A 20463-nucleotide genomic window follows, 5' to 3' on the forward strand; every position below is an offset into this window, starting at 1 on the left:
CTACCCCATTTCTTTCAATTCTTTTAAAATCATATCCTTATCCATAAAACCAGGTTGCGTTTTGACCAGCTTACCTTCCTTGTCTATAAAGGCTTGAGTTGGATAAGAACGAACACCATAACTTTCCAAAAGTTTGCCTGACGGGTCAATTAGAACTGGGAAATTTTTATAATCCAAGCCCTTGTACCAGTTCTTAAAGTCTGCTTCTACTTGTTCCCCCTTATGTCCAGGAGACACCACTGTCAAAACTACATAGTCATCACCAGCATCCTTAGCAATTTCATCCGTATCTGGAAGACTGGCTAGACAGATGGAACACCAAGAAGCCCAGAATTTGAGATAGACTTTCTTGCCCTTATAATCAGATAAACGGTAGGTCTTGCCATCTACTCCCGTTAGTTCAAAATCAGCAACTGCCTGACCTTTAGTGGCAGTTTGCGAACTGACTTGTTCTGTTTTGGTTTGCTCCTTCATAGTAGCTTCGTCTGACATATTTTTAGCCGAACAGGCTGCCAAGCAACAGATTGAGCCTACTCCAAGGAGACATGTTTGCCATTTTTTCATTTCTCTTTCCTCTCTATTCAAATAATGTAGTCAAAATGGAAGCATTTCCCAAAAGCACCAAGATTCCCATCATGATAATGAGGAAACCACCCACTTTTTTGAGGGTTCCTAGATAGGGATGAAGTTTTCGGAAATGTTTCAAAACATAGCTGGAGGCAAGAGCTAGAACTAAAAATGGTAGTGCCAAACCCAGCGTGTAAATCAACATGAGACCAGCTCCCTGCCAAGCACCTGAACCACCTGAAGCCGCCAGGGCTAAAACAGAGCCCAGAACCGGTCCCACACATGGCGTCCAAGCAAAACTAAAGGTCAAGCCCAGTAAAAATGCCTGACTATAGCCCTTACCCTTTTGCACCTGTCTCTTTAATTGTAGCCTTCTTTCCTTGTAAAGTCCTTTCAAATGTAAGACTTCCATCTGGTGCAAGCCCAAGAGAATGATAACCGCACCCGTCACATACTGAAACCAAGAAGCATACAGCAAATTGCCTAAAAAACCAGCACCATATCCCAGTAAGATAAAGATAAAAGAAATACCCGCTATAAAGGCCAGAGTTCGCAATAAACTAACAACTGAGATTGAATATTTTCCACTAGAAGCCTGAGCACCATCTTTGTCATCCAACAAGACCCCTGCATAAACCGGTAACAAGGGTAAAATACAAGGAGAAAAGAAGGAAAGAATTCCAGCAAGAAAAACACTGATAAAAAAGATAATCGTATCCATTGCCTTCCTCCATTCTTTGATTTGATAGGACTATTATAGCCCCAAAACTCCAGAAAAAACAGGGACAATGATAGGGAAAAATAGGAATTTAATCAGGTTATGTAAAAAATGTTGCAAAAAAAGCCAGACAAAGTCTGACTTCGATGAAAACAGAAAAGAAAATTCACTAGTCTTCCCTACTTATCTGATAATAAATAAGGTCCGCAAGATAGCCTTTTCTCTCTACACCATTGGTAATAGTCTTGAGATAGGACATTCCAGCCTTCTCCATGACACGACCTGAAGCTGGATTGAGACTGGCATAACGTGCCTTGACTTTTTGAAAGTCTACTTGAGTAAAACAGAAGTCCAAAACAGCTTTCAAGGCCTCTGTCATCATACCATGACCCCAGTATTTCTTGCCTAGCACATAGCCAATTTCACAAGAAGAATCGTTCTCATCTATTGCAACGATGCTGATATCTCCTATAACTTTCTCCGGATTTTCTTTGAGGCAAATGGCCCATTTGTAATAGTTGGGATTAGTATAGGAAGCAACCCAGTTACGAATCGAATTTCGAGTCTCCTCGACATCAGAATGGGGATCCCAAGTGACGTAGGTTAGATTCTCAGCGGATGAAGCCCAATTCTGAAACATGGCTTCTGCATCACTTTCCACAAATCTTCGCAAGATTAAACGATCTGTCTGTAATATTTGTGTACCGATTGCTTTCATGACGCTACCTCGCTTTCTGATAGATGATTCTCTGCCCAATCTCCATTGAAACTTGTTTTGCTTTTGAATTTCAAGGTAATAAGCTAAAAAGGTCCCCCGGACCTTTTTACTCCCAAAAGTCATCAAAGACGGTGATGGGTAGGTGGCGTTTGTGTTGACCTTTGTGCCACCAGTTTTCGATTGTTGCTTGGGCTTCTGGGCTGATTGTTTTGCCTTCTAGGTAGTCGTCAATCTCTTCATAGGTGACTCCGAGGGCTACTTCGTCAGCTAGGCCTGGTTTGTCTTCTTCTAGGTCTGCTGTTGGGATTTTTTCATAAAGGGCTGGGTCTGCACCAAGTTCCTTCAATAGTTGTTTCCCTTGGCGTTTATTGAGGCGGTAAAGAGGGAGAATGTCCGCACCACCGTCACCAAACTTGGTAAAGAAACCTGTGATATTTTCCGCAGCGTGGTCTGTTCCAATGACCGCTCCGCTATGGGAACCAGCAAGGGCATACTGAGCAATCATACGGCAACGTGCTTTGATATTCCCCTTGTTGAAGTCTGAGACAGAACTACCTGTCGCTTCAACTGCAGCTGTCATGGCATCAGCTGATTCCTTGATATTCACAACCAAGCTGACATCTGGCTGGATGAATGCTAGGGCTTTTTGAGCATCTGCTTCATCAGCTTGCACTCCATATGGCAGGCGGACAGCGATAAATTTGTAGCTGTCGTCTCCCGTTTCTGCTCGCAGTTCTTCCATAGCTAATTGGGCTAATCGACCTGCTAAGGTTGAGTCTTGTCCCCCAGAAATCCCTAGTACAAAGGTCTTTAGGAAGGGATGTTTTTTCAGGTATCTCTTTAAGAAATCAATGGAACGACGGATTTCTTCTTGGGTATCAATCACTGGTTTTACGCCCAATTCTTGGATAATCGTTTCTTGCAAACTCATTCTTCTTCTCCTTCACCAAGGGCTTCCTTGCGCATTTTGTCAATCAAGTCCATCTTGTCTTGCCATACATCACGCGCCAAATCCACTGGATAGTGCTGCGGATTGAGCACGCGCTTGTACTCATCCCAAAGCTTGTCAAATTCCTTACGAGCATAATCCTGAATCTCAGTCAAGCTAGGCAAATTGTAAATCAATTTCCCATCTTTAAAAATATCCACCAAGAGAGGCACAGCGTCAAAATTACGAACGGTCTTCTTAATGTAGGTATAAGTCGGATGGAACATCTTGATTTCTGTCATGCTGGCAACATCTACGCCATCATAAGTGATATAATCTCCTTCTGATTTGCCTTTTTCACGACTGGTAATGCGCCACACCTGCTTCTTACCTGGCGTAGATACTTTTTCCGCATTATTAGACAGCTTGATGGTATTGCGCATGTTACCATTTTCATCTTCGATTGCAACAATCTTGTAAACTGCACCAAGAGCTGGCTGGTCATAGGCCGTAATCAGCTTGGTACCCACGCCCCAGACATCAATCTTGGCCTTTTGCATCTTGAGGTTGAGGATAGTATTTTCATCTAGATCATTAGAAGCATAAATCTTAGCCTCTGTAAATCCAGCCTCGTCCAGCTGCTGACGGACTTTCTTGGAAATGTAGGCGATATCCCCAGAGTCAATCCGCACACCCATAAAGTTAATCTGGTCACCCAGCTCACGCGCCACCTGAATGGCAGCTGGTACCCCAATGCGAAGGGTGTCATAGGTATCCACAAGAAAGACGCAATTTTTGTGGGTCGCAGCATAAGCCTTGAAAGCTTCATAGTCGTTACCATAAACCTGCACCAAGGCATGGGCGTGAGTCCCCAAGACAGGAATGTCAAAGAGTTTACCAGCACGCACATTGCTAGTTCCATTGGCACCACCAATCACCGCTGCGCGTGTTCCCCAGATGGCCGCATCCATTTCTTGAGCCCGACGTGTCCCAAACTCCATCAAGGGTTCATCTTCAATAACCGAGCGAATACGAGCTGCCTTCGTCGCCACCAAGGTCTGGTAGTTGACGATGTTCAAAAGAGCCGTTTCGACCAATTGACATTGGGCTAGAGGGCCTTCCACCTGCACAATCGGTTCATTAGCAAAAACCAAGTCCCCTTCTTGGGCAGAACGAACGGTCAGCTCCAACTTGAAATTGCGGAGGTAGTCCAAGAATGCCCCATGATAGCCTAGCGACTCCAAATAGGCAATATCACTATCTGAAAAACGCAACTCTTCAAGATAGTTCACAATTCTTTCCAAACCTGCAAAAACTGCATAGCCGTTCTTAAAAGGCTGTTGGCGGAAATACACCTCAAAGACCGCCTTTTTATTGTGAATCCCTTGGTCAAAGTAAACCTGCATCATGTTAATCTGGTACAAGTCCGTGTGCAATGTCAAACTATCATCTGGATACATACTTTTCCTACTTCCTTAGCTAGAAACCCATGAAAATTTTCAAGAACTTTCATTTATTCCAATAAATTAGTACTATTATATCACATTTTAGCTGGATTGAGAAAAGAGTAACAAGCTATTCACCACTCTCTAGTTCATCCATATCTTGTTCAAACTTTTTCTGAGCCCATTCGCCATAGCTCTTCAGACCAAGATTGCCAATAAAGACCCAAGGAAGGTAAATGACATAAGTAATTGCCCAAGCAGATAGGTATTTAACGTTCAAAGGATTGTGCTGATAAATTTCTATGTTGAATTGATAATTCTGTAACATCAAAAGAGCCGTAATAGCCAAGGTTAAGAAAAAACAACCCAAAATCGTAAAATGAAAACGACTATAGTAGGTTACTCCCAGATAACGAGCACGATTGAAAAAGAAGAAAATTCCTACTATCAGAGTATAGACTAGAAAATTCGGATTAAAAAGAGATGGAGCTAATACAGCCACCAAATAGCTTAGAAGCACAAGCCCAATAAAGAGTGAAAAAGACTCTGCCCCAGCTTTATTGATTAGTTGTTCTTCTCTTTCGTCTAATAATTGATAATAAAAAAATCTATTTTTCATCTTCTTCCTCCCAAACTTGCTGATTTCTGCGATTCAAGTATAGGATAACTCTATCCATAGAATAACTCCCAACGAGATAGATGATAACTGCTAGAACCACTTTTAGGGAGTACTTCCAAGTCAATAGACTGACCAGTTCCTCGCGATTGCCTATGATATCAATCAATAAAATCACTATAGAAAATCCCAAAGCAGATAAAATTCTTTCTTTTCCAGTATTCTCAACAATATCTCGAATATCAATTCCTACATACATGCGGCGAATAATGGCATACAAACCTACTCCAATCAATAAAAGTAATTCTGGTGAATAGGATAGAAGCGTTAAATTAAAAATATAAACTTTGGCAAAAATTTCCAGTGCCAAAAATAGGCACATTCCCAAAAGAATTTCTCCTGAAATCTTTCCATCCAATTTTTCTGTACGTTCATCTTTGATCACAAGTTTTTTTCTATTTTTCATCTTCTTCCTCCCAAAATAGTTGGTCTAATGTTTTTCCTAAGCATCTGCAAATGGACTGGCAGAGGGAGAGACTAGGATTGTATTTCCCAGCTTCAATCAAGCCTATAGTCTGCCTAGTAACGCCCACAGCTTCTGCCAAATCCCCTTGTGTTAAATCACGCTCCACCCGAGCTAATTTTAATTTTAAATTTTTAGTCACTAGCGTCCTCCTTCAACATTTTAAAAATTTGCGCTTCTTTTAAAAATATTATACCATATATCTAACTTAATGCAATATATAAATGTCATTTTGTAATATTTTATTAACAAAAAAACTCTCTTTCATCTTACATGATAAAGAGTATTCGTTCTTATTTGATACTTAGCTAAGCTCCTCTTCAAAGGATAGAAGTCTAGGTCACAAATCCTTTTGGTAATAGTATCTTTGTCCTGTGTAGGGATAGTCTTGCAAGGTAAAAACTTCCTTGTAGCCATGACTTAGATAAAAATCTGGGGCTTGAAACTGGTAGGTATTGACAAAAGCAAAACGACAATTTCGATTCTTAGCTTCATTTTCTTCTTGTTGCAGTAGTTTCGAACCAATTCCTTGCCCTCTCAGTTCCTCTTTTACAAATAAATACTCGATTTCTAGCCAATTTCCGAAAGTCTCGGCTATCAAACCTGCCAGAAGATTGCCCTTTTCATCTTCGACATAAAGATTAAGTGGCTCACTTTCAGCCTCTTCTCTTTTTGAACGGTTATAAGCACGAATCAGATTCCCTATTTCTTGTGATTTATGAGATTCCTTATTATCCAATCTAAAGTACATCTAAACCTCCTTAAACACTGTTACAGCTTGATTATAGTCCTATTTCAATAGACTGTCAAACTAACAAAAACTCACCAACCTGAGTTGATGAGTTTCAAATCTATTTTCTAAATTTCCACTGGCTGTAAATCCCGAAACCGATAATCCAGATAGCTGATCCGATTGCTCCTACAAATGTAGACTCTTGTAAAAAGAGGGTTACAAAGACAAAGGCAAAGAAGAGCATGGTTAAAGGATTTAGGAAACGATAATAGGGCATGAGATAGCCATCCGCCATAAAGTCTGGTGACTTACGATACTTAAGGTGCGCCAGCATAATCAAGATATAAATGGCGATATAGACACCTGATGATGATGCCGTAATCAAGGCAAAGGCATCGGAAACTCCTGGCAAGACGTTGATAAAGGCTGCTAGGGCAATCAAGATTGCTGAAGCGATGATGGCATTTTGTGGTACGTTGTGACGGGAAAGAGTATCTGCCTTGATAGCCTTTAAGAATGGATTTGGCGAATCATGGGCAATCTGATACAAATGACGACCTGTTGAGTAGAGAGTTGAGTTAAGAGCAGATGCCGCTGAGGTCAAAACGACGAAGTTAATTAAGGCCGCTGCCCACTTGATACCTGCCAATTCAAATACTGTTACAAAAGGAGAATCAGCCGATGCAAGTTCACGCCACGGAATGATAGCCATGATGGCTAAGAGGGCACCACCGTAGAAAAAGGCGATTCGCAAAGGAATTTCCTTAACGGCTTTTGGCAAGACCTGACGTGGATTTTTGGTTTCAGAAGTTGTTACTCCAATAAACTCAATCATTAGATAAGCAAAGAAAACCATCTGAAAGGCCATGACAAAGTTCACTCCACCATTTGGGAAGAGGGAGAAATTGTCGGCGATATTAGCCAAACTTGCTACTCCATGAGGTGTCTTAAAGCCTGTCAAGACCATAAAGACCCCTGTCGCAATCATGGCTAAAATAGCCACAATCTTGACCATAGCAAACCAAAACTCAACTTCCCCAAAGAGCTTAACCGCGATCAGATTGACCAAGGCTAGAATGGTCAAAAATCCAATCTCAATCATCCAACTTGGCCAGCTAGGGAACCAAAACTGAACGTAGTGAGAGATAGCTGTGATTTCCGCCATACCGATAAAGACAACGGATAGCCAGTAAGACCAAACTGAGAAATAACCCCAGCCCTTACCCAAATGACGCGTGATAAAGTTGATAAAGGTATGTTGCTCAGGATCTTGATAAAGCATTTCCCCAACCGCACGCATCATGAGGAACATAAAGGCTCCAGTAATCATATAAATCAGTACAATGGAAGGACCTGTTAGGCTGATAGAGCGACCTGCTCCCAAAAAGAGTCCTGTTCCAATTGTTCCCGCAATGGCCATAACCTGCACGTGACGATTGGTCAGACCACGCTCCATCTTATTTTTTTTCTTCTTTGAACTCATATCGTCTCCAATTCAATTTAAAATGGAAAAAGGAGTGAGTGAAGCGCACAGCCTCCCCACTCCTTTTTTTGTTTTTAGGCTGTTTTTTCAACCTTTAAGATTTTTACATCATAGCTACCAACAGGTGTTTCAATGGTTGCTGTATCACCTGTTTTCTTACCAATCAAGGCTTGTCCAATTGGACTTTCATTTGAAACCTTACCTGCAAAGGCATCCGCACCAGCTGAACCTACGATAATATAAACTTCTTCTTCGTCCTCACCAATTTCTTGGATAGTGACTGTTTTACCAATCGCTACTTCGTCTTGAGCAACTGAGTCACTATTGACGATTTCAGCATAACGGATTTTTGTTTCCAAGCTAGAGATTTGTCCTTCGACAAAGGCTTGTTCATCCTTCGCTGCTTCGTATTCACTATTTTCAGAAAGGTCACCGTATGAACGAGCAATCTTAATGCGTTCTACCACTTCTGGTCGGCGAACTAATTTCAATTCTTCTAATTCTTTTTCAAGTTTTTCCTTTTCCGCAAGGGTCATAGGATATGTTTTTTCTGCCATTTTTCTCAACTTTCTTCTGATGATATTTTCTAAAGAAAATTATGTGAAGCATCACATAATTTTAGTTTGTTTGGTTTAATTTGCTGTTGACATGGTCGGCAACATTCCGATCATGTTCTTCTTTATTGCTAGCATAGTAGACCTTACCATCTGTCACATCTGCAACAAAGTAAAGGTTTTCACTCTTAGTCTGATTGATACTTGACTCGATAGCATCCAAGCTTGGACTATCTACTGGACCAGGCATGAGGCCTAGATTTGTATAAACATTGTATGGTGAATTAATCGATGTATCAATTCCAGCATCGTCGGCAAGACTAATCTTCTGACCAAGTTTGCCTTGGGCATACAAGATGGCAATATTGCTTTGAAGTGGCATACCAAGATTCAAGCGATTGTAGAATACACCTGCAATCAACTTACGATCGTCAGTCTTAGCTCCTTCTTTTTCTACAAGTGAAGCAATCGTCAACAATTCATTGACCGTCAAATTCTTAGACTTAATCGTACTGTAATGAGGTGCCAAAGTCTTGTCCATAGCTGCCAACATCTCATCAATCAAGCTTTCAATAGTTGTACTTTCCTTGATAGAATATGTAGCTGGGAAGAGGAATCCTTCCAAACGGTAACGAACGCCACTTTCCTTTGTAGGCAAGCTTTCAAGTAGACTAGGATATTTGGCAACTTCTTGACTAATAAAGTTTTCATCTTGAACTTTTGCCAGAAAGGCATCCGCTGTCAAAGGCTCTTTGAAGTCACCTTGCAATTGACCTACCGCTTGTGCCATTTGATCAATCGTATAACCTTCTGGAATTGTTAAATTCGCAAGCGCAGGTTCTTGAGCTTCAGCTGTTCCACCTTTTTGCAATTCATGGATGATATCTTCTGTACTCATACTCTTTTGCAAATTGTAATAGCCAGACTTCAAATCTGAATAATTTTTATATTTCGCATAAAAAGCAAAAATCACTCCGTGTTTAATCAAACCAGACTTTTCAAGAGTTGAACCAATTGTTTGAACATTAGCTCCTTCTGGGATTTGCACTGTCACATATTGTTTAGATGAAGCATCCACAGGCTGTAAAGATGACTGAACATACTGATAACCGAAGTAAGCACCTGCTGAAATCAAACCTAGGAAAATGAGTAGAGAAATGAAGAAGGCCTTAAATCCTGATTTTTTCTTCTTGGTTGACTTAACCGTCTCACGACGGCTACGACGTGGAGTTGCAGGCATTTCTTCTACAACTTTCTTTTCCTCTACTGGTTTTGAAGTAGGAACTTCTCTTTTTACCTCTCTCTGAGCTTCTGTCTTATAAGAAACAGCTACCCTAGTTGGGATTTCATTAAATTCCTTTTCTACTTTTCTAGGACTAACAGGTCCTGGAGCTGGTCTTGATACTCCCTCCGCTGATGGAGTAGAAGGTCCTTCTAGACTCGGATGACTAGGAGCAAGTGGAGCTTGTCTTACAGCCTCTTCTGCAGGAGAAGAAGGAACATCTTGACTTGGATGGCTTGGATGACTTGGAACACCAGGAGTTTCTCTTTTAATCTCATCTGATGGAGAAGCTGGTACATCTTGACTTGGGTGAGTAGGCACGGTAGGAGCTTTTCTCATAATCTCCTCTACAGCTGATAGAGAATCTTCCATTATCTCTTCTATCGACTGGTCATTTTTAGAAGAAAATTGGGGTTTTATTGAAGCTAAATCAACTTCCTCCTGATCTTCTTCATGTTTTTTAACTCGTTCTAAATCTCGTAAAATCTGCTCTTTAAAGCTTAATTTTTCTTCTTCTCTTGACTTTTCACTCAAAAGTTTTTCCTCCTCGTTGACAATCCATAATATTATATCTTAAAAGTCTAGGAAAAGCAACCTATGATGCCTTGTCTTGCCTATTTTTTAGCTTCCCAGACCATATCATACCAAGTTTCCCCTGCAAAGGTTGACTGGGACAAGCCTTCGTTGACAAATCCGTGTTTTTCATAGTAGGCGATGAGATAGTCATGACAGGTTAGGTTAATGCCTTCTCTCTCATCTTCAAGAGCAACTTCTTTCAAGGCTGTTAGCAATTTCTGACCCAGTCCAAGACCCTGTGCTTCCTTGGCAATAGAGAGACAGGTCACAGAGATATAGCCACCAGTCTCATGACTATAGTCTTTTATGTCTTCTGTAAAAGACTGGTCTTGTAGATAGCGGTGAGGGACAACTGGCCCTTCGATATAACCAATAATCTTACCTTCTTTTTCCGCAACCAGAAAAGAGGTCTGAATTTCTCGCAAATGCACCTCAAAGACAGAGCGAGGAATGGCTTCTTCAATCGAGAAATTTTCTAGTTCAATCTCAACGATACGATCCAAATCTTCTAATTTTGCTTGTCTGATCTTCATTTTGCCTCCAGATAAAAGGGATTAAACCAAATCATACTAAAACCCTGGCTAGTTGCATAAAGGGAAGTTTCTTCATCAATAAAACCGTTCATTTCAAAATAGGAAAGCAGCTCATCAGGACTCTCCAAACGAATCCCCTTGTACTCCAGCTCAACTGCCACCTCTTTCAAGGCTGCAAGAAGAAGTGTTCCCAAGCCCTGTCTCTGATGGTCAGACTCAATGACTAAAGAATGTACTTTTAGACATTGCGGATTGTCTGGCTGAGGACCGCTTAGAATATAGCCTAACAGTTGATTTTCATCCCTAGCTAGAAGAAAGGTATCCGCAGACTTACGGATACTTTCTTCTAAAATATGGGAAATCAGCTGCTTTTCAGCTGGCAAAGACAAAGTTTGAAGTGCCTCTATCTCAGCCAAATCAGACTTGCTTGCCTGAATGATCTTAATTGGAATTTCCATGGGAGCATCCTATTGAACATTACTTGTCAAATTAGACAAGAGACGCTCAAATGAGTATTCATAGGTTTGGATATCTCCTGCTCCCATAAAGACATAGACAGCATTGTCATGGTCTAGGAGTGGAGAAACATTTTCAACAGTAATGACTTGGTGTTTTTTGTTGATTTTTTGGGCTAGGTCTTCAACCTTAACATCTCCATGGTCCACCTCACGAGCTGACCCATAAATTTGCGCTAGGTAAACAGCATCCGCTTGGTTCAAAGCGTGAGCAAATTCGTCCAACAAGGCAATAGTTCTTGTAAAGGTATGCGGTTGGAAGACTGCAACAATTTCCTTGCTTGGGTATTTCTGACGAGCCGCATCCAAGGTCGCAATGATTTCTGTTGGATGGTGGGCAAAGTCATCGATAATTACGGTATCATTGACAATTTTCTCAGTGAAACGACGCTTAACACCGGCAAATGTTTTCAGGTGTTCACGCACCAAGTTCAAATCAAATCCTGCTGTGTAAAGAAGACCAATAACGGCTGTCGCATTCATGATATTGTGACGACCAAAGGTTGGGATGTGGAATTGACCCAATTCTTGTCCACGGAAATGAACGGTAAAGGTTGAACCAGTTGTTGAACGAAGAAGCTCACTAGCTACAAAGTCATTACCTTCTGCTTCAAAACCATAATAATAAATTGGTGCATCAGACGTAATTTTACGCAACTCTGCATCTTCACCATAGACAAAAAGACCTTTGGTAATTTGTTTGGCATAGTCGTTAAAGGCATTGAAAACATCCTCTAGACTTGTGAAATAGTCTGGATGGTCAAAGTCAATGTTGGTGATAATAGAGTATTCTGGATGGTAAGGCATAAAGTGACGCTCATATTCGTCAGATTCAAAGACAAAATATTTGGCATTGGCCGAACCACGACCTGTTCCATCTCCAATCAAGAAGCTGGTGTCTGTGATGTGAGACAAGACGTGAGACAACATACCTGTCGTTGAAGTTTTTCCATGTGCTCCTGCTACCCCCATGCTAACAAAGTCACGCATAAAGCTACCTAGGAACTCATGGTAACGTTTGTAACTGATACCATTTTGGTCCGCATAGGCAATTTCAACGTTGTTATCTGGGCGGAAGGCATTTCCAGCAATAATTTCCATATCACCGTCTAGATTCTTTTCATCAAAGGGAAGAATAGTAATTCCTGCCTGCTCAAGACCACGTTGAGTAAAGTAGTACTTTTCAACATCTGATCCCTGTACCTTGTGCCCCATTTGGTGCAACATCAAGGCCAAGGCACTCATCCCTGATCCCTTAATTCCGATAAAATGATATGTCTTTGACATGTTTTCTCCCCTATTCTGTAATTCTGGTCAGATTCAACTCTTGAGCAACCTGACGTTCTTGTTCTTTTTGTTGATTCTTTTTATTGTAGATTTGGCTCTTCTTCAGAAAATCATAATTATTTTTCTTTGGACCTGAAGTTTCTTTTGGCTCAGATTGAGTCGAAATATTGCTCACTTCTTCCGCCAAGATGTAATGAGACTGGGTCAATTTTTGGCTATATTTGACAAATTCACCAGGATTTTCCTTTTGGAAAGGCGCAGTAGGTTGATTGCCCTTTCTAACTAGACTTGGCTGAGAATGGCGTCTTGTAGGAGTGATGTCCTTAGTAAGATAGCTTGCCGAGCGTTTCTTTTTCAAGTCTGCGCGCGCTTCTTCACGCGCCACCTCTGCATAGCTCTTTCCTTCTTTTTTTACCCCTAAAGGAGACTTTTTAGTTTTCTCTACTTGCTTTTCAATCGGTTTTACTGGTGTTTCTTCAGCAATAGGAGCCCATTCTAAATAATTTTTATCTCGATACTCACCCTTGATATTACTGATCAGATCAGACTCATCGTACAAGTTCATGACTGGCATCTCAGTCAGCATGACCTCGTCATCTGACACCAATGGAAATCGTTCTTGTTTCATTTTCTATTTCCTTTCAACACTTCATTATAGCGTATTGTCTTGATTTTTCAAGTGCTGACTTCAGAAATTCCCAAAATTTCTCTAATTTCTGCTAGGGTCAGGCTGCCACGTGACTCTGTTCCGTCCAATACTTGTGACACCAAATGTTTCTTCTGTTCTTGTAGTTCCTGAATTTTTTCTTCGATAGTTCCTTTAGTTACCAAGCGATAGACCTCAACCGTTTCTTCCTGTCCCATCCGATGGGCACGGCCAATGGCTTGCGCCTCCACCGCAGGATTCCACCAAAGGTCAACCAAGATAACCGTATCAGCACCTGTTAGGTTCAGACCAACCCCACCAGCCTTAAGAGAAATCAGAAAGGCATCTCTTTCTCCTTGGTTAAAGGCCTTGGTCATGTCTTGTCTTTCCTTGGCTGGGGTTGAACCCGTAATTTTAAAAGATGTCAAGCCCAAGTCTGGCAGTTCTTGTTCTATTTTCTCCAACATTCCCTTGAACTGAGAGAAAATAAGGACACGGTGTCCACCGTCTGCCACCTGTACCAGCAGGTCTCGGAGACTATCCAGTTTGCCACTGGCTCCCTGATAATCTTCCATAAAGAGGGCAGGAGTGTCACAAATTTGACGCAAGCGCATCAGACCAGACAAGATTTCCACCCGACTTCGCTGGAATTCCTGGTCTGACACTTGAGCCAATCTATCTCTCATCTGTTGCAACTGGGCTAGATAGATAGCCTTTTGCTGGTCTTCCAGTTCATTCTTATAAACTACTTCGATTAAGTCTGGCAATTCAGTCAGCACTTCTTCTTTCTTGCGCCTCATAACGAAAGGCTTGATAAACTGAGCTACGCGCTCAGCTGGCAATTTCATAAATTCTTTCTTGCTTGGCAAGAGTCCTGGCATGACGATTTGGAAAATAGACCACAGCTCACCCAAATGGTTTTCAATAGGAGTTCCTGACAAGGCAAAGACTGACGGCACCACAAATTGTCTCAAGGTCTGGGCGATCTTAGTCTGGGCATTTTTCATAACCTGAGCTTCATCTAAGAAAAGGAAGTCAAAGGCCATCCCCTGATAAAGCTCACTGTCCTGACGGAAGGTAGCATAGCTCGTCACATAGATTTGATGGCTCTCAGCAAGAATCTCTTCACGACTAGCTTTCAAACCATGAACAACAGCCACATCTAACTGTGGGGCAAATTTTTGAAACTCATCTGCCCAGTTGTAAATCAAACCTGACGGTGCTAAAATCAAGACTCGACTTTCTTTTGTCACTTGACTGGTCAAAAAAGCAATGGTCTGCAGGGTTTTACCAAGTCCCATATCATCAGCCAAAATCCCACCAAAACCATAATGATGGAGCATTTGCAGCCAGCCGATTCCCTTTTCCTGATAATCTCGCAAGTCAGCCTGAACTTGAGTTGCTTGTCTAGGGAAGTCTTCTGGATGCGTCAAATCGTGGGCCAGATTCTGGAATTCTTGTGAAAAAGAAACACGGTCACGTCCTTCAAAGAGATGAGCTAAACTATAAGCCAAGGATTTCCGAGCCTGCAAGGCCCCATCTTTTAATTCAAATTGCCCCAATTCCTGTAAATTTTGGCGAATTTTCTTGGTTTCTTCATCGAAAAAGTAGACTTGGTTAGACGAATCAATGTAAAAATCTTGATTGGCAACCAAGGCCTGCATGGCTTGATCAATTTCCTCTTGGGCGATATCTTGAAAATCAAACTGAATTTCCAAGAGACCTCCCTTAGAAGCAATCTGCACTTGAGGACTCGCTAGGCTATAAAGCTCTTCTAGCTTGTCTGATAGGTTAACATTCCCAAGTTTTTCAAAAACTGGAATAATTTCGTGAAAGAAATGATATACAGACTCCGCTTTTAGGGCCTGACGCCAAGATTGAAAATCGGCTTCAAAGCCCGCAGTCAAACAGACTTGGAAAATTCTTTCTTCTAAGTCCACATCACTCGAAAATGGCAATTCTTCTAGTTCTTGTCGACTAGATACCTGTCTATCCCCATAATCAAACTGAATCTCTAAACGAATCCGATTATCTTCTTCCCTGTCAAAGTAAAAAGAGGGCGCAAAGGATTTAATTTGTAGACGTTCTGGAGCTGAAACGGTGCCCATCTGGCCAAAGAGCGTTAGACAGGAAGCCAACTTATCTCGGTCACTACTATCAAATTGCAGGTATTTCTTTCCATGTTGATCCATAGGTAGCGCTTTGATTTCCTTGAGAAGACGCATCTGCTGGTCTGTTAGAAAATAAACCTGTCCTTTATGGAAAAGCACAACCCCCTGATAAAAGACATTGATCCTAGGACTCTCACTGATTTCCATTTCAAAATAATCCGAGTATTCTGTTACTGTAAAGGCAAATAGATTGGCATCAGCATGCATATCCTGAAAAAGTAGAGTCTGGTAGCTATCCACTTGATGGTCAAATTGAAAATGCGGCAAGGTCATCAGTAAATTCACACCCTGCTCAAAAAAAGTCAGAGGGAAAAAGAGGTGCCGACCTTGGTTTTGGAAAAAGAGGTCTGGAGCCTGTCCTTCCTCCATCAGTCCTCGCAAGAAAGTCAGAAGTTCTTGACTGGCCTCATCAAAGGCTTCCCAAGAAAGAGACTCCTCATAAATCTTGCCAATCATATAAGACTTTCTCTGCTCGACAATCCTTAAAAAGAGTGGAATATCCCGAATGACGTAGTATTTTTGGCTATTGATTTGGCCGATTCTCAGGGTCCACAAGATATGATTGGTTCCTGCTTCCACTTGCCCCACAGCCGATAATTCATAGGCACGTTCTGATTTTGGAGACAAGATTCGGTCCAAAAATTTGCCACCCAAGGTCACCTTGGTTTCAACAGCCTCTTTTTCTTCATGACCTTCTTCCAGACTTTGCAAGATTTCCTGACCACGCTCATCATTTTTTAGAAAATGCTCCAACGCTGCCAAATGCACACAGTAGCCCCTCTTTTGGAAAAAATCGCAGGCACAAAAAACCAAATCATCCTCTAAACTATAGCGCAGTTCTTCTTCTGCAACGCGAGCGTAGAGCCGATTGTTCTTTTCCTTGATAATGTCAACCTTACCAGTTTCATAAAGGGCAACGCCTTCGATACGGACTTTCCCCGGAATCAATTTAGCCATATTTTTACCTTTACCTTATCTTTTTATTATACCATATTTTCCCCTATGAAAATAGCCTTCTAAGGATACTTTTCTCCTAGAAGGCTGGATTTTTAAAGTCGTAACTTCTCAAAGTAACTTCCATCTCTCTCCCAAAACTAGAAGTTAGTCTAAGACGGATTTCCACTGATTTCACGCATTTTTCTCATACTAAAAGCTAGGGTTGTGGGAAACTGGAAGTTAGTTTTAGAAGTTACCCTCTATACTATACCGGCGGCCGGGGTCGAACCGGCACGTCCTTGCGGACACTGGATTTTGAGTTCTAACTCAATGTTTTTATATCAATTAAAATAGCATGCAATCAACAATTTTACTATTTAAAAATATCTGATTTTAGCTGAATTTACCAATTATGGTATTTTTGTGGAAATTACTATATAATTCATTCATATTTTTATTAAGTACTTTCAGAACTTTATATAAAATTTTTTCAAAAACAATAACAGTTTATTAAGAACGCCATTATGAATTTTACTTTCATCAATTTGGCTTAAATTCACATTTTTAATTATTAAACAATCCTTCCAGCATTCCGGAAAACCAATTTTAGTTTTTTCTATGATACTGCTAGTCATAAATTTTCTTTCAATTTCGTTAATAAAGGTATCCCACTCATCATGAATGCTTGAATTATGACAAATAAGAATTTGTTTTATTGCCAGCATATAGGCAAATAAGTCTTTATTATCTCCTTGTTTCTTCCCATACATTTTTATCTTCCGCAAAACTGGTGTATAGAATCTTGGAACACCCACATTAAAGTTACGTGCGTATAATCTGCCATAATGTGCACAAACATTCCTAATAAACCATGTGGCAGAAATCCAACTTTTACTTGCAGATATAATATGGTCCTGCATGTTAGCATCATTTTTATAATAATCATTACTAAGAAACAACTCTTCAACCCATAAACTATAAAATTTATCATTCAACTGCTCAATTATTTTAGTTGTTTCTCCAAAAGTCAGCTCAGGTACAACAACCCAAAAAGGAAACTTGCAATCTTTATTACTCACATGGTGACTTATTGGAAGAGATTTAGCTTTTAATTCAAATAATCTCATTCCAATTCTTTCAATAAATTCCTGATAATCATTTTCATTTTTATAAATTGATTTATCTAAATAGCACTCGCCTTTTTGTAAATTCCCTTCATAATTACTACATAAAGTATGGATAATAGAAGACTTGATTAACAATTCTATTTTACCAGTAAATTTCATCAAATTTTCTCTCAAAAATGAATTGAATTCATAAAGTTCAATACAGTCTTGAAAAGAAAAAGTAGTATCTTCTCGTTTCGGTAAACACTTTCTGTATATTGAAAAATCATAATAATTTGTCTGAAAAAGGAACTGTTTAGCGAAAGCCTCATCAGACTCATTAATTATTACTTTAGCACCTGTTTTCTTTACTGGTCTAGCAAGCTTCTTCTTCAACTTATCAAATTCAAGAAATTCTTTCATTGAAGAGTTTTTATCAGGGGCTAGTGCATAATATTTGACAGAAATATTTTTTACCTTAATCTTTTCATCAGTTGTATTCATCATTCACCCTAAAAAAAAAGCCTCACAAAACTATTTGATTGATTAATCAAAGGGAGCCTTGGGAGTTCTTGTACAATTATTATAGCCTAATCCCTATTTTTTGTAAACCCCCTTTCCATACCACCAAATGTAGTAGATCCAATCTTTTTTAACCAAAAAACTCCATATATAGTGCTATTTTTAGACACAAGAACACAAGATATAGATAGAGGCCTTCAAGACCTCTATCTATTGTGTTTTATAAGTGAAAATATTTTTTAAAAATATTTAAAAAATAATAAAAACGATTTTTAACGTTTGGCAAAAGTCGTCACAATTCGCTGACACACTTCTTGCAGCAGGGATTTAGGCATGGCTACATTGAGACGGGCATGGAGACTTCCTTCCTCCCCAAAATCCAAACCACGGTTGAGGATAACTTTAGCTTCATTTCTCAACAGCTCTTGCAATCTTTCATCAGTCAGGTCATAGGCTGAAAAATCAAGCCAAATCAAGTAGGTTCCTTGCGGTTTCATGACCTTGATTTTAGTCTCTTTTCCAAATAGATCCACCACATAATTAATATGGTCTTCAAAGACTTGCTTGAGTTCCTCTAACCAATCTTTACCGTATCGATAGGCAGCTTCTGTCGCCAAATAACCCAAGCCTGAAATTTCATGCTGGTTATTGGCCAACTGGCGTTTCTGGTAAGCCACTCTCAACTTAGGATTTTCAATGACTGCATAGGAATTTTTTGTCCCAGCAATATTAAAGGTTTTAGTAGCACTGGTCAAGACGATCGCAAATTCTTTAAAGTCAGGGTTGACAGTATTGAAGGAATGATGCTTGTGACCAAAGAGGGCCAAATCTTGGTGAATCTCATCTGAAACCAAGAAAACACCGTGTTTTTGGCAGAGTTGGCCAATCTTCTCCAACACTTCTTTTTCCCAAACACGTCCACCAGGATTGTGAGGGTTGCAGAGAATATAAAGTTTGACATCCTCTTCTACCAAATCCTTTTCAAGTCGGTCAAAGTCAATCTCAAACAGACCATCCTTTTCCACCAAAGAATTGGTAATTAATCTACGGTTGTTCAATCTGACACTGCGAGCAAAAGGTGGGTAGACAGGCGTGTTAATCAGAACCGCTTCGCCTTCTTTTGTAAAGGCTTGAATAGCTGTTGAGATAGCTGGTACCACACCCTCGATAAAGACAAGAGCCTCTTTGTCAAAGTGGTAACCGTGTTGTGTAGCTTCCCACTTTTGAACTTCCTTAATTAACTCTTCACTGGCATAAGTATAGCCATAAACCAGTTGGTCTGCGTAAGTCTGCACAGCTTGGCGGATTTCAGGCAAGACTACAAAGTCCATATCCGCTATCCAAGCTGGTAGGACTTCACTATCCATTTCTGCTTCTTTCCATTTATAGGTATGGTGCCCTAAACGATTGGGCAGGCTTGTAAAATCATATTTTCCCATCTTTGTCTTATCCTTCCAAGGCTTGGCGCAAATCTGCAATCAAATCTCTAGCATCCTCAATCCCAATAGACAAACGCAAGAGGTCATCTGTCAAACCATAAGAATGGCGCACTTCTGCTGGAATATCAGCGTGAGTTTGCGTCGTTGGATAAGTAATAAGACTTTCTACCCCACCTAAACTTTCCGCAAAAGAGAAGACCTTGAGGCTGTTCAAAATATGAGGAATGCGTGTTTCATCGGCTACTTTAAAGGAAATCATGCCCCCACGACCAGTGTAGAGAACTTCCTTAACTGCTGGAGAATCCTTCAAAAAGGCAACCACCTCTTGGGCGTTAGCTGTTGAGCGCTCCATACGAAGAGACAAGGTCTTGAGACCACGAATCAATTGATAACTGTCAAATGGAGACAAGACTGCCCCTGTCGTATTGAGATTGTAAAAGAGCTTCTCGTATAGTTCTAAACTATTGGTCACAACCACTCCAGCCAAAACATCATTGTGCCCTGCTAGATACTTGGTTGCTGAATGGAGAACGATATCCGCTCCATCTTCAATCGGACGTTGGTAGATAGGACTATAGAAGGTATTGTCCACGACCACTTTAGCACCCTTAGCATGAGCCAATTTTGCCAGTTTTTCAATATTAAATTCCAACATCAAAGGGTTGGTTGGGGTTTCGATATAGAGAACATCCACGTCCTTTTCTAACTCGGCAATCAACTCTTCTTCCGTATTGGCATAGGTGAAATGGAAACGACCTTCCTGCTCCACTTGGTTGAACCAGCGGAAAGAACCACCGTAAAGGTCACGGACAGCCAAGACCTTACTTCCTACTGGAAAGACACTAAAGGCCAGTACAATAGCTGACATCCCTGAGCTAGTCGCTAGGGCATAGTCTGCTGACTCGATAGCCGCCAAGACTTCTTCCGCCTTACTACGAGTTGGGTTTTTAGTACGCGTATAGTCAAATCCAGTAGATTTACCAAACTCTGGATGCTGATAGGTCGTTGAAAAATGAATCGGTGTCACCAATGCACCTGTCGCTTCATCTGACTTAATGCCCGCCTGGGCCAAAATTGTGTTAATGTGTAATTCCTTGCTCATACAATACCTCCAAATCTATAGTAACTATTGTACCACTTATTTTCATCAACTCATTTTCTTCTT

General features: G+C 40.6%; 20 protein-coding genes. All 20 read right to left on the reverse strand.

Annotated features, from left to right (window positions below; translation table 11 throughout):
* A complete protein-coding gene (locus O3650_RS08100; RefSeq protein WP_261043381.1) occupies positions 1–564 on the reverse strand; it encodes a redoxin family protein in 564 nt (187 codons plus the stop codon).
* 13 nt (positions 565–577) lie between these two features.
* A complete protein-coding gene (ccdA2, locus tag O3650_RS08105; RefSeq protein WP_261040545.1) occupies positions 578–1288 on the reverse strand; it encodes a thiol-disulfide oxidoreductase-associated membrane protein CcdA2 in 711 nt (236 codons plus the stop codon).
* 166 nt (positions 1289–1454) lie between these two features.
* The gene (locus O3650_RS08110) at positions 1455–2003 is read right to left on the reverse strand and encodes a GNAT family N-acetyltransferase (RefSeq protein WP_261043379.1); all 549 of its coding nucleotides are present in this window, start codon (positions 2001–2003) and stop codon (positions 1455–1457) included.
* A gap of 106 nt (positions 2004–2109) precedes the next feature.
* On the reverse strand, positions 2110–2934 hold the full coding sequence (gene nadE, locus O3650_RS08115) for an ammonia-dependent NAD(+) synthetase (protein ID WP_261074381.1): 825 nt from the start codon (positions 2932–2934) through the stop codon (positions 2110–2112).
* Positions 2931–4391: a nicotinate phosphoribosyltransferase gene (locus tag O3650_RS08120; RefSeq protein WP_371491881.1), complete on the reverse strand. Its 1461-nt coding sequence runs from the start codon at positions 4389–4391 to the stop codon at positions 2931–2933. Before O3650_RS08120 ends, nadE begins: the two co-directional genes overlap by 4 nt.
* A 115-nt stretch (positions 4392–4506) precedes the next feature.
* Positions 4507–4995 carry a DUF6773 family protein gene (locus O3650_RS08125; RefSeq protein WP_371491883.1) on the reverse strand — a complete coding sequence of 163 codons (489 nt, stop codon included), beginning with the start codon at positions 4993–4995 and terminating at the stop codon, positions 4507–4509.
* Entirely contained in the window at positions 4985–5458 is a 474-nt protein-coding gene (locus O3650_RS08130) for a DUF6773 family protein (RefSeq protein WP_049521462.1), read from the reverse strand. The genes O3650_RS08125 and O3650_RS08130 overlap by 11 nt, the downstream gene beginning before the upstream one ends.
* Positions 5448–5657 carry a helix-turn-helix transcriptional regulator gene (locus O3650_RS08135; protein ID WP_000164725.1) on the reverse strand — a complete coding sequence of 70 codons (210 nt, stop codon included), beginning with the start codon at positions 5655–5657 and terminating at the stop codon, positions 5448–5450. The genes O3650_RS08130 and O3650_RS08135 overlap by 11 nt, the downstream gene beginning before the upstream one ends.
* A gap of 198 nt (positions 5658–5855) precedes the next feature.
* Positions 5856–6266, reverse strand: a complete 411-nt coding sequence (locus O3650_RS08140) for a GNAT family N-acetyltransferase (protein ID WP_371491885.1) — start codon at positions 6264–6266, stop codon at positions 5856–5858.
* 100 nt (positions 6267–6366) lie between these two features.
* Positions 6367–7731 (reverse strand): amino acid permease, encoded by a 1365-nt coding sequence (locus tag O3650_RS08145; protein WP_261041306.1) that lies wholly within the window; start codon positions 7729–7731, stop codon positions 6367–6369.
* A 74-nt stretch (positions 7732–7805) separates the two neighbouring features.
* Positions 7806–8288: a transcription elongation factor GreA gene (gene greA, locus O3650_RS08150; protein ID WP_000818750.1), complete on the reverse strand. Its 483-nt coding sequence runs from the start codon at positions 8286–8288 to the stop codon at positions 7806–7808.
* Positions 8289–8349: 61 nt separating this feature from the next.
* Complete coding sequence (gene mltG, locus O3650_RS08155) at positions 8350–10101, reverse strand: endolytic transglycosylase MltG (protein WP_371491887.1); 1752 nt, start codon at positions 10099–10101, stop codon at positions 8350–8352.
* 80 nt (positions 10102–10181) lie between these two features.
* A complete protein-coding gene (locus O3650_RS08160) occupies positions 10182–10676 on the reverse strand; it encodes a GNAT family N-acetyltransferase (protein WP_261084138.1) in 495 nt (164 codons plus the stop codon).
* Positions 10673–11134, reverse strand: a complete 462-nt coding sequence (locus tag O3650_RS08165) for a GNAT family N-acetyltransferase (protein WP_261084137.1) — start codon at positions 11132–11134, stop codon at positions 10673–10675. The genes O3650_RS08160 and O3650_RS08165 overlap by 4 nt, the downstream gene beginning before the upstream one ends.
* A 9-nt stretch (positions 11135–11143) precedes the next feature.
* Positions 11144–12478, reverse strand: coding sequence for a UDP-N-acetylmuramate--L-alanine ligase (murC, locus tag O3650_RS08170; protein ID WP_261012779.1), 1335 nt, complete (start codon positions 12476–12478; stop codon positions 11144–11146).
* A 10-nt stretch (positions 12479–12488) separates the two neighbouring features.
* Positions 12489–13106: a cystathionine gamma-synthase gene (locus tag O3650_RS08175; RefSeq protein WP_173267014.1), complete on the reverse strand. Its 618-nt coding sequence runs from the start codon at positions 13104–13106 to the stop codon at positions 12489–12491.
* Positions 13107–13153: 47 nt separating this feature from the next.
* Positions 13154–16252: a DEAD/DEAH box helicase gene (locus tag O3650_RS08180; RefSeq protein WP_261084131.1), complete on the reverse strand. Its 3099-nt coding sequence runs from the start codon at positions 16250–16252 to the stop codon at positions 13154–13156.
* Between the two features lie 446 nt (positions 16253–16698).
* Positions 16699–17841, reverse strand: coding sequence for an Abi family protein (locus O3650_RS08185; protein ID WP_049510282.1), 1143 nt, complete (start codon positions 17839–17841; stop codon positions 16699–16701).
* A gap of 290 nt (positions 17842–18131) precedes the next feature.
* Complete coding sequence (locus tag O3650_RS08190; RefSeq protein WP_371491890.1) at positions 18132–19298, reverse strand: MalY/PatB family protein; 1167 nt, start codon at positions 19296–19298, stop codon at positions 18132–18134.
* A gap of 7 nt (positions 19299–19305) precedes the next feature.
* Positions 19306–20400, reverse strand: coding sequence for a cystathionine gamma-synthase (locus tag O3650_RS08195; RefSeq protein WP_371491892.1), 1095 nt, complete (start codon positions 20398–20400; stop codon positions 19306–19308).
* Between the last annotated feature and the right edge of the window lie 63 nt (positions 20401–20463).

The organism is Streptococcus sp. 20925_1_24, assembly GCF_041432335.1.
In the GTDB taxonomy this organism is placed as follows: Bacteria; Bacillota; Bacilli; order Lactobacillales; family Streptococcaceae; genus Streptococcus; species Streptococcus mitis_BM.

What these genes read in the sequence shown, in the direction of transcription:
- O3650_RS08100 (WP_261043381.1), bottom strand. Translation starts at nt 564, where the DNA reads ATGAAAAAATGGCAAACATGTCTCCTTGGAGTAGGCTCAATCTGTTGC.
- ccdA2 (WP_261040545.1), bottom strand. Translation starts at nt 1,288, where the DNA reads ATGGATACGATTATCTTTTTTATCAGTGTTTTTCTTGCTGGAATTCTT.
- O3650_RS08110 (WP_261043379.1), bottom strand. Translation starts at nt 2,003, where the DNA reads ATGAAAGCAATCGGTACACAAATATTACAGACAGATCGTTTAATCTTG.
- nadE (WP_261074381.1), bottom strand. Translation starts at nt 2,934, where the DNA reads ATGAGTTTGCAAGAAACGATTATCCAAGAATTGGGCGTAAAACCAGTG.
- O3650_RS08120 (WP_371491881.1), bottom strand. Translation starts at nt 4,391, where the DNA reads ATGTATCCAGATGATAGTTTGACATTGCACACGGACTTGTACCAGATT.
- O3650_RS08125 (WP_371491883.1), bottom strand. Translation starts at nt 4,995, where the DNA reads ATGAAAAATAGATTTTTTTATTATCAATTATTAGACGAAAGAGAAGAA.
- O3650_RS08130 (WP_049521462.1), bottom strand. Translation starts at nt 5,458, where the DNA reads ATGAAAAATAGAAAAAAACTTGTGATCAAAGATGAACGTACAGAAAAA.
- O3650_RS08140 (WP_371491885.1), bottom strand. Translation starts at nt 6,266, where the DNA reads ATGTACTTTAGATTGGATAATAAGGAATCTCATAAATCACAAGAAATA.
- O3650_RS08145 (WP_261041306.1), bottom strand. Translation starts at nt 7,731, where the DNA reads ATGAGTTCAAAGAAGAAAAAAAATAAGATGGAGCGTGGTCTGACCAAT.
- greA (WP_000818750.1), bottom strand. Translation starts at nt 8,288, where the DNA reads ATGGCAGAAAAAACATATCCTATGACCCTTGCGGAAAAGGAAAAACTT.
- O3650_RS08160 (WP_261084138.1), bottom strand. Translation starts at nt 10,676, where the DNA reads ATGAAGATCAGACAAGCAAAATTAGAAGATTTGGATCGTATCGTTGAG.
- O3650_RS08165 (WP_261084137.1), bottom strand. Translation starts at nt 11,134, where the DNA reads ATGGAAATTCCAATTAAGATCATTCAGGCAAGCAAGTCTGATTTGGCT.
- murC (WP_261012779.1), bottom strand. Translation starts at nt 12,478, where the DNA reads ATGTCAAAGACATATCATTTTATCGGAATTAAGGGATCAGGGATGAGT.
- O3650_RS08175 (WP_173267014.1), bottom strand. Translation starts at nt 13,106, where the DNA reads ATGAAACAAGAACGATTTCCATTGGTGTCAGATGACGAGGTCATGCTG.
- O3650_RS08180 (WP_261084131.1), bottom strand. Translation starts at nt 16,252, where the DNA reads ATGGCTAAATTGATTCCGGGGAAAGTCCGTATCGAAGGCGTTGCCCTT.
- O3650_RS08185 (WP_049510282.1), bottom strand. Translation starts at nt 17,841, where the DNA reads ATGAATACAACTGATGAAAAGATTAAGGTAAAAAATATTTCTGTCAAA.
- O3650_RS08190 (WP_371491890.1), bottom strand. Translation starts at nt 19,298, where the DNA reads ATGGGAAAATATGATTTTACAAGCCTGCCCAATCGTTTAGGGCACCAT.
- O3650_RS08195 (WP_371491892.1), bottom strand. Translation starts at nt 20,400, where the DNA reads ATGAGCAAGGAATTACACATTAACACAATTTTGGCCCAGGCGGGCATT.